A 14,694-nucleotide genomic window follows, 5' to 3' on the forward strand; every position below is an offset into this window, starting at 1 on the left:
GTTTTCGCCAGAATCCGTATGTGTCATTAAACATTCGGGATCGCGGTCATGAGAGTGTCTGATCGCCTGGCCGTCCAGTCCGACTGACGTACTGGTGTTCGACGGCCGTGGAGCCCTCGCCTGCCGACCGATCGATGAGGTTCAGGCTGGCCTACTAGCCCAACGTCACGAGTTGCGCTTCAGCCAAGCGGAGCAACACGCCAGCGAGGGTTGATGGTCGTGAAAAGAACGGCGAATGACTGCCGGGAAGGTCGACGACATTGGCACCGAGCCTTTCGCGAGCGACCCGCCTCGACCACGCTGGGTTTACCATCCGGTCGTCGCTGCAGATCACGGTAGTATGACCAACGGCGGGGAATTCGGACAGCGAGAACGGCAGGGTGCTCGGGTACCGTGCCTGTGGTCGAAGACGAGTGAACGCGGCCTCTGCGGTCGGTTCGTCACAGTCGGCAAACAGCAGCGCTCGAGCGCAATCAGGATCAACCCATGTCGTCCTCTGTTGTGCATCGGGTTCGCCTAGACCCGCGTCCCAACCCTGACCCATCATGTCGGTCCCGGCTATCTGATCGATGACGCTTCGGCCGATCGCTGGGACCGCGCCGCACAAATACACCAAATGGCGTACGGGCCGCCGAGCGGCGACTAGCGGAATGGTATTGGCGCCCAATGAATGTCCCACGAGCACGACATCGTCATTGCACCCATCGAGGGCGGCGCAGACCACATCGGCGTAGGCCTCGAAGCTCGCCGAGGCGTCGTCGCACGGCAAGTCCATCGCTACCACATTGTGGCCTTCTTGCCGTAGGAGCGGAGTCAGCCGCTCCCAGCACCAGGCACCGTGCCAAGCGCCATGCACCAGAGCAAACGTCGTCATGCGGCGAGCGTAGGCTCCTCCAAGCCCATGAGGTGACAAAACGGCGCGAACGGGTCCGTTCTGCGCCGTCTCCAGGAACGCCGGTGACGGTCGTGAGCATGGCTCGATACTCACCCAGCCCGAACTTGCGGAGCGCGTGTTGGACAAGGAATTCCGCACACTGACCTCTGACACAGACAGGCGTTCTGCGGCTGACGACTACGGCGCATGCTGAGCCAGCCAACGCCCGAGGTCGGCGTATCTCAGCCTTGGCTGAATGTCTTCGTCAGCGACGGGATGATCTGCGACTTACGGGAGACCACCCCGGTGAGCGGCGCACGGTTGTTCTCCAGGAGCACGCTGAAGGCCGCTTCGAATGCCGATGCGCGCGGGCCGAGTGCCACCGCGACCGAATTGCTGTTCAGTATGTCGGTGACTACGAACAGGAACAGATCCAGGCCCTTGGCGCCGATGATGTCGCGCATTGCAGACTCCAACTCGGCCTGACGGGAGAGCACGTCGTCGACATCGACCGCATTGACCTGAGCGACTTCCACCTTCGAGCCGCTCATGTTGAATTCCTTGGAGTCCATGGAAACAAGCTGCGTAATTGACTTGTCGGCCACACTGGCCCCCGCCCGCAACATGTCCATACCGTAGGCATGCAGGTCGACACCGGCGATGGTGGCCAGTTCGTATGCGGCCGCGGCATCTTCCGGCGTACACGTCGGGGACTTCAGCAGCAGCGTGTCGGAAATGATGGCGGACAACATCAATCCGGCGATGGGAGGTGCGACGGCAATTCCTTTCTCCTTGTACATCTTCAGCACAATCGTGGACGTGGAGCCGACCGGTTCGGCGCGGTAGTACAGCGGGCCCGCGGTCTCAAAGTTGGCGATCCGGTGGTGGTCGATGACCTCGGCGATCGTGACCTCGCCGATATCCACCGCACTCTGTTGGCGCTCATTGTGGTCGACGAGGATGACACAAGACGCCTCGCCCACCACCGATTCCACCAGCCGTGGCACCGATGTCGCGAACGCGTCAAGTGCAAACTGTGTCTCGGTGCTCACCGCCCCGAGTCGGACGGCCTCGACATCGGCGCCGGTTCTGGCTTTCAGATCGGCATAGGCCAGCGCCGAGCAAATCGAATCGGTGTCCGGATTCCGATGTCCGAAGATCAACGTCTTGCCCATGCCGCGCATCGTAGCCACGACTGGAATCCGCCAGGTTCACCTGGAGCGGGTATGCCGTCGGGGCAGTGCACTCTGCACTCCTACGTCCGAAATCTGCGACCGGATGCTGTAGTCGCGCGGGCCGAGGTTCGCCCATTGTGGAGCCCCGGATCACACCGACCACAGCAAGGAAGTGTCGCCGCCATGCCTGCAACTGCCACCGCGAAACTACGCACGATCGCCAGTACAGCTTCGGTCGACGAGATTCTGTCGATCGTCCGCGAGGACGGCGGCGTCATCGTCAAGGGACTTCTCACACCGGATCAGGTCGCACGATTCAACGCCGAGATCGATCCCGCCCTGCACGAGCTGGATCCCGGTTCCAAGCACGACAACGCAATCGCCGCTGAATTCCACGGCCGGAACACCAAGCGCCTCACCAACCTGGTCAGCCGAAGCGAGACGTTCCGCCGCGAAGTGATCGATCACGACCTCGTTCATGCGCTGGCCGATGCGGTGTTTCTCGAAGAATCGGGAACCTACTGGATGACGACGGCTCAGGTGATCGAGATCGGTCCGGGCAACGCCGCCCAGATGCTCCACCGCGACCTGGAGAACTGGTTTCCGTTCGTCGGCATGGGGCCCGCCGGGCCCGAGGTGACCGTCAACTTCCTGATCGCCCTGACCGACTTCACCGAGGAGAACGGCGCCACCCGAGTGATCCCGGGTAGCCACAAGTGGGATGACTTCGAGGACCGCGGCACGCCTGAGCAGACCATTCCAGCCGAGATGAGCGCTGGTGACGCACTGTTCTTCAGCGGCAAGACCGCCCACGGCGGCGGGGCGAACCGCACTTCCGACGAGTACCGCCGTGCGGTCAGCTTCGCACTCAACCCTGGCTTCTTGGTAGGCGAGGAGGCCTACCCGTTCCTCGTCGACCGCGAACTCGCACGATCGCTTCCGCCCCGTGTGCAGAGCCTCATCGGATTCCGCTCGCAATATCCGACTGGCTCTCCGGGACTTTGGCAGGTCGACTACAGCGAGCTAGCGGATTACCTCGACCTCTGACCGACTCTCTAGGAGATGTCATGACCATCGAGTTCGACGCCGCCGTCTTCCGGACCGCGAATGCGCCACTCACCATCGAAAAAGTCTCGATCCCCTCGATTCCCCCGCCCGGCGACGTGCTCGTGCGGGTGCAGGCGAGTGGGTTGTGCCGCAGCGACCTGCATGTGATGGCCGGTGAATGGGACGCGCCCACCCCCATGATCCTCGGCCACGAGGGCGCCGGGATCGTCGAGAGCGTCGGGGAGGGAGTCACGACGCTGGCGCCCGGCGATCACGTTGTTCTCTCCTGGACGCCCTCGTGCCGTCGGTGCCGCTACTGCGTCAGCGGCCGGCCCGTCCTGTGCGACATGGTGACCCGGCATTCGGCCAACCATCTCTCCTTCGACGGTCGTTCGCGTGTCACGGATGCGGACGGGGACGTGCTCAGCTTTGCTGGCCTCGGCACGTTCGGCCAGTATGTGATGGTGCCCGAATCGGGTGCGATCGCCATCCGGAATGACGCGCCCTTCGAACCGTCGTCGCTCATCGGCTGCGCAGTCACTACGGGGGTCGGGGCAGCTGTCAACACCGCAAAGGTGCGTCCGAGCGACACGGTGCTGGTCATCGGCTGTGGCGGCGTCGGGCTGAATGCGATTCAGGGTGCTCGTCTCGTCGGCGCGCAGAAGATCATCGCTGCCGACATCTGCGACGAAAAGCTCAACCACGCAAGCGTTTTCGGAGCCACCGAGGTCATCAACAGCGCCCGCGAAGACCTGGCGGCGAAGGTCGTGCAGATCACCGACGGTCGGGGCGTGGAAGTCGCGATCGAGGCCATCGGACTGCCGCAGACCATTGAGGCCGCCTACGCGGTGTTGGCCCGCGGCGGCACTGCCGTGGTCGCCGGGCAAGTGGCGGACGGCGTGAAGGTCACGATCGATCCGTTTGTCATGTCCGACCAGGAGCTTTCGCTCATCGGCTCGAACTATGGTTCAAGCAAGGCCGACGTCGATTTCCCCATGCTCGTCGAGCACTACATGAACAACCGCATCGATCTCGACTCACTCATAACTCGGGTCATCGACCTGGAAGACATCAACGAGGGGTTCGACGAGATGAAGCGCGGCGTCGGAATCCGATCGGTGATCAAGTACTGATGAACATCTCGTCCGCCCGCCGGAAGCCTGCAGAAGAACAAGCAAGGGAGTCGCGCGGTGGCGTTGGATAGTTCGCGTCTTGCATTCGACCGTGCTCGTCGCAGTCTCGGCGGGGGAGTAGGGTCCGGTCTTCGCGCTGCCATGCGTCCCCACCCGCTCTTCGTGCGGGAGGCGCGCGGCGCGTACGTCTGGGACTTGGACGGTGACCGGTATGTCGACTACGTAATGGCGTGGGGCCCGCTACTTCTCGGGCACGGTGATCCGCGCATCCTGGATGCGGTCCGCGACGTTGCCGGCACGATGCAAGTGGTCGGCACGAGCCACGAGCTCGAGTACCTGGCCGCCGAGGCGGTGCTGGAGGCCGTGCCCCATGGCGAGCGGCTGCTGTGGAGCAATACCGGGACTGAAGCGGTACAGGTGGCGCTGAGACTTGCTCGAGCAGCCACTGGCCGGCGGCGGATCGTGAAGTTCGCCAAGAGCTATCACGGTTGGCACGACACCGTGTACGCCAGCCTTTCTGAGGACGACAGCGGCAGGTCCGCGGTGCCTGCCAGCAAAGGACAATCGCCCAGTGTGCTGGACGATCTGGTGGTGGCGAGCTTCAACGATGTCCACATGGCCAAACAGTTGCTGAGTGCGGCCGAAGAGCGCGACATCGCAGCAGTCCTACTGGACCCCGTGATGAGCAACGCTGGTGTCGAAGCTCCCGATCCAGACTTCCTGCAGACCCTGCGGGCCATGTGCGATCGGCACGGAGTGGTGCTCATCTTCGACGAAGTGATCGCCGGTTTCCGGCTGGCGCGTGGCGGCGCGGCCGAGAAATACGGTGTGCTGCCGGATCTTTCGGTGTTCGGAAAGGCGATGGCAGGTGGGTTCACCCAGAGCGCCGTCGTAGGCCGCGCCGAGCTGGTCGATCAGGTCACCGACGGCGTCGTCCATGCCGGCACCTTCAACGGCAACCCGATCGCACTCGCTGCGGTTGAGGCGACCATGCGTGTTCTGGCAGACCCGGCCGTGTACGAGGAGTTGGAGAACCGGTCGTCTGAGTTCGCGAGCCTGGTTTCAGGCGCGCTCGCATCAGTGCCGGACGGCGGCAGCCTCAACCGGGCTGGCTCGCTCCTTCAGTATGTTCCCGCCGGCGGGAACACCGGCCTCCACGGAACCGGCGGCCGCTGGGCTTCGGTCCTGGACGGGATGGTGCGGCGCGGCTTCCTGTTCATGCCCTCGGGCAAGGTCTTCCTCTCCACGGCGCACACCACTTCCGATGTCGAGGCGACCGCCGAGGCTCTCAATCACGTACTCCGACAACCTCACTGAGGAAGTGAGGAACCACGACTCAGTCGCACGCTGTCTTCGATGGTGTGGGTGTGGGTGTGGGTGTGGGCGTGCATTGCGCGGTAGGCGAGGTAGTAGACCAAGCCCTGAGCGCCCCACGTCGTCAGCGCGGCGGTGAAGAAGATCGTGCGAAGTTCGTCGTCGAAGGGGAGTGGAAAGAGGTCGTAGGTCACCGCGATCGCGGTCCCCGCAGCCGTGACCAACGCCGCCCAGCCGGCAAGCCGCTTGGCGCCGATCGCCCACAGCAGCGTCACGAAGTACGCGAGGAACAGCGTGGTGAGCAGGTTCATCACGACGTAGAAGGTGGCGGCGTCGACGTGCAGCGTCGAGTGGTCGAGCCCGCCCAGGACGAATCCGCCCACAATGGCGAGTCCGAACGCGCCGACCTCGACCGCCAGGGTCGGCTTGTACCGGTGGGTCACCACCATCAGGCCCAGCACCAGGACGAGCGTGAAGCCGAATGACCGGGAGAACGCGTCGAGGAAGAAGGCGACGGAAAACGGGACGCTGCCGGCTTCGGGGCCGAGCAGCGAGCCCACGAGGAAGTTTGTCGCTGATACACCGACGACCAAGCATTCAAGGCCGAGCAGCCAGTTGCCGTAGTTGCGGAGGAACTTCCAGCCGCACGAGAAGGCGACGATGATCAGCCACACATCGGCCAGGAGGAACGCGATGTCCTTCATTGCCAGAGGTCCTTTCAAGATTCAGGTGCCCGAATTGTCGCGAGCCGGTGACTGCGATCACAACGACACTGCGCACCTGTTCGGGGCGCACCAAGTGCACCGTGCACCCGTGAGACACCCCGGCACCGCTCCCAGTGCACCCTGCACTCGCTCAGACGAAAGCAGGTGCGCGCTGTCGTAGTGAGCAACGTCATGCCTCAGCCACTGTGGACGTCACGAAGTCACCAGAACGGCGAGGAGTTGGCAGGCCATGACAACCGAGGTACTGGGCGAGGTCGCTGAGTTCGACGTCGTCATCATCGGCGCAGGAATCTCCGGGCTCGGCGCGGCAACGTATTTCAGCCGGGAGCTACCCGACAAGTCCCTCGTCGTGCTGGAGGGTCGCGACAACATCGGCGGCACGTGGGATCTCTTCCGCTACCCGGGCATCCGCTCCGACTCCGACCTGCACACCTTCGGGTACGAGTTCAAGCCGTGGCGCCACGAGTCGGCGATCGCCGACGCACACCTGATCCGCGAGTACCTCCAGGAAACGGTTGACGAGAACAACCTGGCGGACCTCATCAAGTTCCGGCACCGGGTCGTGCGTTCGGATTGGTCGTCGGCGGATTCGAAGTGGACGCTCACCGTCGAAGTGACCGACCCCGTCACCGGCTCGACTGCCACGAAGACGATCCGCACCGGATGGGTGTTCGCGGCCACCGGCTACTACCGGTACGACGAAGGCTTCTCGCCGAAGTTCCCGGGCCGCGACGAATATGAAGGTCTGGTGGTGCACCCCCAGCACTGGCCGGAGAACCTCGACTACCGCGGCAAGAAGGTCGTGATCATCGGCAGCGGCGCGACCGCGGTCACGATGGTGCCGGCGATGTTGACCGGCCCTGGCACCGCCGGTCACGTGACGATGCTGCAACGCACTCCCACCTACATCATGGCGATTCCTCGTGTTGACCGTCTCGCCGTTGTACTCACGAAACTCCTCGGCGCCAAGCGCGGCTACGCCGTCACTCGGTTCAAGAACATCTGGATCGAACGCGGGATCGTCAAGGGGCTTCGGATGTTCCCGCACGCTGGGCGAAAACTGATTCGCCGCGCGAACATCAAGCGGCTCCCCAAGGGTTTCGACGTCGACAAGCACTTCAACCCGCCGTATGACCCATGGGACCAGCGCCTGTGCGCAGCGCCCGACGGCGACTTCTTCGACGCGATCAAGGACGGCAGCGCCTCGGTGGTCACTGACTCCATCGTGCGTTTCAGCGAACGCGGAATCGTCTTGAAGTCGGGTGAAGAGTTGGACGCCGACATCATCGTGACCGCCACCGGCCTGAATCTGCAACTGTTCGGCGGAATGCCGATCGTGGTCGACGGGCAGCAGGTGGACCTAGCCGACTCCTTCGCTTATCGCGGGATGCTGCTGAGCGGAATTCCCAACTGGGCGATGGCCATTGGCTACACGACGTCGTCCTGGACTCTCAAGGTGAGCCTGATGTGCCGCTACTTCATCGACCTGGTCAAGCACATGGATGCTCATGGCTACGACCGGGCGGTCCCGGTCCCGCTGCCGGGAATGGATCGCAGGCCAGTGATGGACCTCCAATCCGGCTACGCCAAGCGCGGGGCGAAGATCCTGCCCAAGCAGGGCCCGGTCGCCCCGTGGCGGATGGCGATGTCGTACCAGGAGGACGCCAAGGCGCTGCGCGGTCCGGTCGCCGACGAGCACCTCGAGTTCGGCGTCAGCGAGAGGGCACACGCCCATGTCTGACTCAGACCAGTACGCAACTCTCTCATCCGGAGTGACGATCTGCTTCCGCGAGTCGGGAGACAAGGCGGACCCCGCCATCCTGCTCATCGCCGGACTCGGCGAGGACCTCACCTTCTGGACCGACTCATTCGTCGGATCGCTTGTTACCCAGGGATTTCGGGTCATCGTCATCGACAACCGGGACGTCGGCCAGTCGACGTTCGCGGCTACTGGGGCACCTGCACTCTGGCGTCAGGTGATGGGGCGCCCTCGCCGTGACGCTTATTCGCTCGCGGACATGGCCTCCGATTGTGTCGGCGTACTCGACCATCTCGGGATCGGGCAGGTTCACCTCGTCGGACGATCCATGGGCGGAATGATCGCGCAGACGATCGCCGCGACCGAACCTCAGCGCGTGCGGTCCCTGACGTCCATCTTCTCGACCACCGGGGCGAGCAAGGTCGGCCAGCCGGCGCTGTCGACTATTGGGCTGCTCATCGCGGCGCCGGCCAAGAACAGAACTGCAGCCGTGCGCAACCACCTGCGCATCACGAGGCACATCGCCGGAACCGCGTACCCGATCGACGACGCCGAGGAAGCCGCCATCGCAGCGCGTGGTTGGGATCGGTGCGCCGGGGACCAGGCCGCCGGAATCGCCCGCCAGATTCAGGCGATCCAGGCATCCGGCGACCGGACCGAACAGTTGCGCAGGATCACTGCACCGACCCTGGTCATCAACGGTGATCGCGACGTGTTGGTGAACCCCAGTGGCGGCGTCGCAACGGCCAAAGCAATTCGCTCGGCCCAACGCATCGTTATTCCCGGCATGGGCCATCACATTCCGCAGGCCCTGGTCGACCCCATCACCCGATACATCTCGCAGCACGCGGACCGTGTGAGCGAAGGAGGAAACCATGTCGAAATCTCTTGAGACCCCATCAGTCGATGTCGTGATCGTCGGTGCGGGCTTCGCGGGCCTGAGCGCAGCCGAGCGGCTCGTGAGCCTGGGCCTGTCGGTGCAGGTTCTGGAGGGTCGGGACCGGGTCGGGGGCCGATCGTTCTCCGGTGAGGTCGCCGGCGTCGCGGTAGACCTCGGGGCAACATGGGTTTCACTGCGGCACACCGCAATCCGCGACCTCGCCAGGCGAATGGGATGCACGACGACCGGTCAATTCGACCAAGGCCGCAACGTCCTGTGGCTGGCCGGTCGCCGTCGCACGTACAAGGGCACCATCCCTCCCGTCTCCCCGGTCGTCATGGTCGACATGGCCCGCATACAGCTGGCGCTGGAAAAGTTGGTACGGCCCGTCAACGTCGATGCCGCCTGGGAGTCCCCGGACGCCACCCAACTCGACGCCATCTCGTTCGGCGAATGGCTCGATCGCAAGAGAGCGCTGCCCAGCACTCGTGCGCTGCTGGCGATTGTCAGCAAGGTGCAGTGGGGCTGCAGCCCGGCAGACGTCTCGCTGCTTCACGTACTGCGCTACATCCGCGCCGCAGGGGGGCTCAGCCATATGCTCGACGTCGAGAACGGGGCCAATCAGGACCGAATCACCGAAACCACCCAGGAGATCGCCAAGCGGCTCGCCGAGCGGCTCGGTGACCGAATTGTCGTAGACGCTCCGGTTCGCAGTATCGCTCAAGACGACAACGGCGTAACCGTCCAGACCGACGCGGCAACAATCAAGGCCAAGTACGCCATCGTCACGGTGGCTCCGCCGCACCGCGCCGATATCGAGTTCCAGCCTGCTCTTCCAGAGAAAGCCGCGGGGCTCACGCGAACCTGGCCCATGGGTGCGCTCAGCAAGGCGTTCGTCGCCTATGAAAAGCCCTTCTGGCGGGCTGACGGGCTTTCGGGTGAAGGTCTCACCGACACCGGAACGGCGTTCATCACCTTCGATGTCTCGCCGGAGGACAGTGGACCCGGAATCCTGATGGTGTTCTGCTCCCCGCGCGTGTTCGACGGCTTCAGCCCCGAGATACGGCGTGGCCGAGTGATCCAACAGCTGGTCGACTTGTACGGCCCACAGGCGATGACCCCCATCGATTACATCGACCACTGCTGGGGCACGGACTCGTTCGCCCCCGGTGGTCCGCACCCCGCCGCGCCTCCCTATGCGTCCGTGAGCTACGGCAGCGCCCTCACCGACCCGCACGGGCGGATTCACTGGGCTGGCACCGAAACCGCAGGCGAGTGGGCCGGAACCATGAATGGTGCTGTTCTCACCGGCCTGCGGGCCGCCGAACGGGTCGCCGGGCTGGTCAGCGTCGAGGAAAAAGCGTCGGTGTAAGCGCCTCGTCCCGCACAGTCGGGGGAGACTTGTCGGCATGGAGGATTTGTGGCCCCTGCCCACCGTCGAGGCCGCCGACGCAATCCGAACACTGTGTCAGCGGCTCTTGACGGAGACGGATGCGATGACCGAGGTCATCGCGGGGGCTGCACTCATGGCTCAGTACGAGCCGGCCCTGCTTCCGGATGCGTCGCTGGTCGAGGAGGACCGCCACCTCAATCGCTCCGATCTTGTCCAGTGGCTGACGTCGAACATTCAGCAACCGGGGCGACGGGTCGAGCCCTACATCGGCCCGAGGACAGCGGAGTACATCCGCGACCTGGTATCCCGCGGCATCGGACCGGATTTCGCCGGCGGATGGCGGGTGGCACTCGGCCTCGGATGGCGCCGATGGCTCGAAGAATGCGTGGCGCACTGCACAGACCCTGACCTCCTCGTGGAGGTTATCGACGTGTCGGCGAAGTCGTTGGTGCAGTACGCCCTCGACTCGGTCTCCGCCCTGCGTGAGGCCAGCCTTGCGGCCGCGATGGGTAATGCAAATGCCGATGCGATTGCGCTGATACAACTGATCGCCAGTGGGGCCCCGATGACCGAGGACCTCGCGGAAGGGCGGCTGAGGTACCGGTTGGCCCGCCCGCACGTGGGTCTCGTCGTATGGACCGACGATACTCAGCGGGCCAAAGCGTTGGACGACGTGGTCGCGGCCGTGCGTTCTGCTTCGGCGGGGGGAAGCGCCCTGATCGCCCGCGCCAGTGCCACGTCGCGTTGGATCTGGCTATCCGGGACCGCGACACCTGACCTCCGGCACGTCGAGAAGATCGTGGCGGAGGTGGCGGATGTTCGAGCGGCCGTCGGAAGGCCGGGAAAAGGACTCGACGGGTTCAGGTCCAGCCACCAAGATGCCCTCGCGGCTCAGGCGCTGATCGTTCGGCTCGGATCCGACCGGCGCTTCACGGCGTACGCAGACGTCGAGCTCATCGACAACATCACCAAGGACCCCGCCAGCGCACAACGGTTCGTCACCAAGACTCTCGGCCCGTTGGCCGAAGCAGACGAAGCGCTACGGCAGGCGTTGCTGACCTACGTGCAATGCGGCTTCAACACCACTCGGGCGGCGGCCAACCTCTACGCACACCGAAACACCGTCGAGCGCCGAGTCTCGCGCGCCAACGAACTCTCCGTGGTCAAAGTGGAAGAGAACCCCACACACGTCGCCGCCGCACTCCTGGTGCTGGAAATTGCGCCCGATATCACGGCGCCCACACCCTCCTAACGCGGTGGACAGACCGCCTCCGCAAACGCAGGGACGGCCTCCATTGACGCTGGCGCCGGACAACCATGTGCCTGACCATCAGCGAGGATCCGGTATCGCGCGAATGGCGAGAAATCCCGTGGGTTCGCTGTGCAGGCGGTCGTACTTCTCTCGGTTGACGACAGCGGCCTGCGCGGCGGGTCTCGGTTCGAGTAACCGCTCGATGAGAAAGCCTGCCTGGTGCAGTTCTTCGCAGGTCTGCTCCAGCGGTGAAAGCCAGTGCCGGAGTTGCCATCCGCGGCTCCAGGTCTCGTCGACGACACGCGGTTGGAAGTAGTTGCCGCCGTGCCGAAGCCAGTCGCCGGTGGGATGTAGCCGCGACAGTACGAGCGCGCCCCCGGGTCGGAGAACTCGCCGGAACTCGCGCAGCGCTGCGATTCTGTCGTCGACGTACTCCAATGCCAGCGCCAACAGCACGAGGTCGATCGTGTGATCGTCGAGCCAGTCGAGGGGGTGGGCGAGGTCGTGGGTGCGGAAACTGCCTGCGGGCACTCGCTGTTGGGCCAGCTCGACCATGCGCGGGCTCTGATCGAATCCGGTCACGTCCGCGCCCCGTGTCGTCAGTTCTTCGGCGTAGAGGCCCGGTCCGCATGCGGCGTCCAGGACGGCCGCGCCGGCCACGTCGCCGAGAAGGGCCAGGCACGCCGGGCGGTCGTAGTGCGCGTTGAAGAGCCCGGCCCGAGCGTGGTCCAGGTACTCGTCGGCGAAGACGTCGTACTGGGGATGGTTTCCCACCGCGTCAGTCATCACGTCATTATCAGCCGGGCACCCGGGTGCGGGTACGCCGGTGTTCAGATGCGGCCGCCGGGGAACATCGTCTTGACGACCTGAGTGACGGTGTTGCGTGCAGAGGCGGCGTCGCCGGGCTCCAGGGAGCTGATCGCCATGACGTAGCGACGGTCGGGTCCGATCGCGCCGGTGGACACGTGCAACTGGTTGCCGCCGTTCCAGCAGCAGAACCAGCCCTGCTTGACCGCGACGGGCTCGGCATAGAGCCCCTCTGGGATACCGAAGCGCTGCGGGTATCCGTCATTGCCGGTAGGTGTCGATTGCGCCAGGTTGCTCATGATCACGTCGGCCTGCTCGGGCGGCAGCCCGCCGCTGCCGTCCAACAGCATGTTGTAGTAGCGGACGAGGTCGTTTGCGGTGCTCTGCGTGACGTCCCAGTGTCCGTTGTAGGGCGCTGTGGTGCCGGTCAACCCGTACCGCCCGACGATGCGCGCGATGATGGCGTTTCCTCCGTTGCGATCCCAGAAGGTCTGGGCCGCGCCGTCGTCGGAGGACCGCAGCATGACGTCGAGCGACGCGCGATCGGCGGCGGTGAGCTTCTTCTCGCCCTTCGATTCCTGCAGCAGCAGGTCGTCGGCGATGAACAGCTTCACCACCGAGGCGATGGGAAACGGTTGGCCGGCGTTGTTGGAGATGATCTCGCCGGTGTTGCGGTCCAGCACGGCGACCTTGATGTTGACGCCGGACTTGGCCGCGTCGGAGGTGGCCTGCCGGGTGCGGGCGTCGAGCCCTTCGAACGGCGCCAGGGGCTCATCGTTGGGAGCTTGGGGCAGCGCGGGCATCGGTGCCTGCGGAGCGGTAACTGGTGCCTGCGGGGTGTCCCCGGCGCCGGGGGGCATGCCCCATACCTGCGCCTCGCAACCGGTGACGAGCATGGCCGTGGCGAGGACCGCCATGCCTGTCATCGTGTGCTTGGTCAGCTGCCGCCACATAGGTCCTCCGAATGATGGTGAGGCAGGGGAGCTGGGATGGACGCTGCGCCCGCCGGGTTGTGCACTTGCGCGTGAGTTGGCTGAACGAATGAAAACTCAAGCGAGGATGCACATCCTGGCAAGCCTTCGGGACACGCGCAGGTTTGTCAAAGCAGACCGGAGCCGGCGGATGAGTAGACATCGCCGGTGCCAGTTCGTAGCCTGTCCGACAGACATACAGCCGGGCCAAGAGCGGTCCTTGCAAGCGAAGGATCGTGACAATCCGTATGACCGGGGTGCGCCATTTACTTCGGCGGACGGCGTGCGTCTCGACGGCTGCGATCCTGGTGCTGACGATGTCGATGGGTGACGTGTTGGCGGACCCGGCGGCTGACGCCTTGACCAAGCTCGACGAGTTGTCCCGCCAGGCGGTGCAGAGCCGTGAGGCCCTCACCAATGCCCAACGCGATGCCGATGCCAAGCAAGCTGAGCAGGCAGCGGCCGCCGACCGCCACCGCGCCGACCTGGAAGCCCTCGACGCCGCCAACGTCCAGCTCGCGCCGTATCAGACGGCCGTCGACCGGGTAGCGGCGATGACCTATATGAGTGGCGGCGACGGTCAGATGGCGGCGGTGCTGACCGCGGCCTCGCCGCGGCAGCTGATCGACAAGCTGTCGCTGCAGCGGGTGGTCACCGCCAAGACGGCCGCTGACATGAAGGCCTACAAGTCGGCACGCGAGCGCGCGGCCAGCGCCGCCCAGGCTTCGGAGAAATCAGCCGCCGACGCCGGCGCGGCGGCTGAGAAGGCCTCCGCGGTGAGCGCGGACCTGAAGGCCAAGTTGAGTGACCTGCTGCGTCAGATCGCCGCCGCGGAGGCACAGTACGGCGCGCTGACACCGCAGCAGCAGGCGATCGTCGACAATGCCAGCGCACTGGTTCCGGCGGACCCGGCGATCGCGGCGGCCCGGGCAGATATCCCGGAGGCGTTGCCTGTCGGTGTCGCGTCCGAGATCGGGTTGCAGCCCAACACCATCCTGGCCGCCCGGGCCGTCAGCGCACGGTTTCCCCAGATCTCCGACATCGATGGGGTCCGGCCCGACTCGAAGCCGTGGCATCCCAGCGGTCTGGCGATCGACATCATGATCCCGAACCCCTCGAGCCCGGAAGGTATCGCGCTCGGGGACGAGATTCTTGCCTTCGCGATGAGCAATGCGGCCCGCTTCGGGCTCCAGGATGTGATCTGGCGCGGCACCTACTACACGCCATCTGGTCCGCAAGCGTCGGGCTACGGTCACTTCGACCACGTGCACATCACCACGACGCCACGCCGCTGACCGCCGCCTCGGCGTTGCGACGGCTCCAGCACCGGCAAGACGCTTGTGCGCGTCGCGTCGGCGTGTGAG

The 14,694-nt window shown here is 64.9% G+C and carries 13 protein-coding genes; 8 read left to right on the forward strand and 5 right to left on the reverse strand.

Annotated elements, in window-relative coordinates; all coding sequences use genetic code 11:
* Positions 1-154: 154 nt before the first annotated feature.
* Both BN2156_RS20690 and BN2156_RS20695 read right to left on the reverse strand, forming a co-directional pair.
* Complete coding sequence (locus tag BN2156_RS20690; protein WP_090516805.1) at positions 155-874, reverse strand: alpha/beta fold hydrolase; 720 nt, start codon at positions 872-874, stop codon at positions 155-157.
* Positions 875-1,116: 242 nt separating this feature from the next.
* Positions 1,117-2,049 carry a manganese-dependent inorganic pyrophosphatase gene (locus BN2156_RS20695; protein WP_090517526.1) on the reverse strand — a complete coding sequence of 311 codons (933 nt, stop codon included), beginning with the start codon at positions 2,047-2,049 and terminating at the stop codon, positions 1,117-1,119.
* A 183-nt stretch (positions 2,050-2,232) separates the two neighbouring features.
* On the opposite strand from BN2156_RS20695, the gene BN2156_RS20700 reads away from it, so the two are divergent.
* The 3 genes from BN2156_RS20700 to BN2156_RS20710 all read left to right on the forward strand — a co-directional run bounded on the left by BN2156_RS20700 (position 2,233) and on the right by BN2156_RS20710 (position 5,546).
* Positions 2,233-3,096 (forward strand): phytanoyl-CoA dioxygenase family protein, encoded by an 864-nt coding sequence (locus BN2156_RS20700; RefSeq protein WP_090516806.1) that lies wholly within the window; start codon positions 2,233-2,235, stop codon positions 3,094-3,096.
* A gap of 20 nt (positions 3,097-3,116) precedes the next feature.
* On the forward strand, positions 3,117-4,229 hold the full coding sequence (locus BN2156_RS20705; protein ID WP_090516807.1) for a Zn-dependent alcohol dehydrogenase: 1,113 nt from the start codon (positions 3,117-3,119) through the stop codon (positions 4,227-4,229).
* A 141-nt stretch (positions 4,230-4,370) separates the two neighbouring features.
* On the forward strand, positions 4,371-5,546 hold the full coding sequence (locus BN2156_RS20710) for an aspartate aminotransferase family protein (RefSeq protein ID WP_235625421.1): 1,176 nt from the start codon (positions 4,371-4,373) through the stop codon (positions 5,544-5,546).
* Here BN2156_RS20710 and BN2156_RS20715 read toward each other — a convergent pair.
* The gene (locus tag BN2156_RS20715) at positions 5,540-6,247 is read right to left on the reverse strand and encodes a transporter (RefSeq protein ID WP_235625422.1); all 708 of its coding nucleotides are present in this window, start codon (positions 6,245-6,247) and stop codon (positions 5,540-5,542) included. The two genes, BN2156_RS20710 and BN2156_RS20715, sit on opposite strands and share 7 nt — an antisense overlap.
* A gap of 250 nt (positions 6,248-6,497) precedes the next feature.
* On the opposite strand from BN2156_RS20715, the gene BN2156_RS20720 reads away from it, so the two are divergent.
* The 4 genes from BN2156_RS20720 to BN2156_RS20735 are packed head-to-tail and all read left to right on the forward strand — an operon-like array spanning position 6,498 to position 11,552.
* Positions 6,498-8,009, forward strand: coding sequence for a flavin-containing monooxygenase (locus tag BN2156_RS20720; RefSeq protein WP_090516809.1), 1,512 nt, complete (start codon positions 6,498-6,500; stop codon positions 8,007-8,009).
* Positions 8,002-8,919: an alpha/beta fold hydrolase gene (locus BN2156_RS20725; protein ID WP_090516810.1), complete on the forward strand. Its 918-nt coding sequence runs from the start codon at positions 8,002-8,004 to the stop codon at positions 8,917-8,919. Before BN2156_RS20720 ends, BN2156_RS20725 begins: the two co-directional genes overlap by 8 nt.
* Positions 8,903-10,279 (forward strand): flavin monoamine oxidase family protein, encoded by a 1,377-nt coding sequence (locus tag BN2156_RS20730; RefSeq protein ID WP_090516811.1) that lies wholly within the window; start codon positions 8,903-8,905, stop codon positions 10,277-10,279. Before BN2156_RS20725 ends, BN2156_RS20730 begins: the two co-directional genes overlap by 17 nt.
* Before the next feature lie 37 nt (positions 10,280-10,316).
* Positions 10,317-11,552 carry a PucR family transcriptional regulator gene (locus tag BN2156_RS20735; protein ID WP_090516812.1) on the forward strand — a complete coding sequence of 412 codons (1,236 nt, stop codon included), beginning with the start codon at positions 10,317-10,319 and terminating at the stop codon, positions 11,550-11,552.
* A 78-nt stretch (positions 11,553-11,630) separates the two neighbouring features.
* Here BN2156_RS20735 and BN2156_RS20740 read toward each other — a convergent pair whose 3' ends face one another.
* Entirely contained in the window at positions 11,631-12,338 is a 708-nt protein-coding gene (locus BN2156_RS20740) for a class I SAM-dependent methyltransferase (protein ID WP_090516813.1), read from the reverse strand.
* A gap of 44 nt (positions 12,339-12,382) precedes the next feature.
* A complete protein-coding gene (locus BN2156_RS20745; protein ID WP_090516814.1) occupies positions 12,383-13,312 on the reverse strand; it encodes a serine hydrolase in 930 nt (309 codons plus the stop codon).
* A 266-nt stretch (positions 13,313-13,578) separates the two neighbouring features.
* On the opposite strand from BN2156_RS20745, the gene BN2156_RS20750 reads away from it, so the two are divergent.
* On the forward strand, positions 13,579-14,625 hold the full coding sequence (locus BN2156_RS20750; RefSeq protein WP_090516815.1) for a coiled-coil domain-containing protein: 1,047 nt from the start codon (positions 13,579-13,581) through the stop codon (positions 14,623-14,625).
* Positions 14,626-14,694 lie beyond the last annotated feature (69 nt).

Source organism: Mycolicibacterium neworleansense (genome assembly GCF_001245615.1).
In the GTDB taxonomy this organism is placed as follows: domain Bacteria; phylum Actinomycetota; class Actinomycetes; order Mycobacteriales; family Mycobacteriaceae; genus Mycobacterium; species Mycobacterium neworleansense.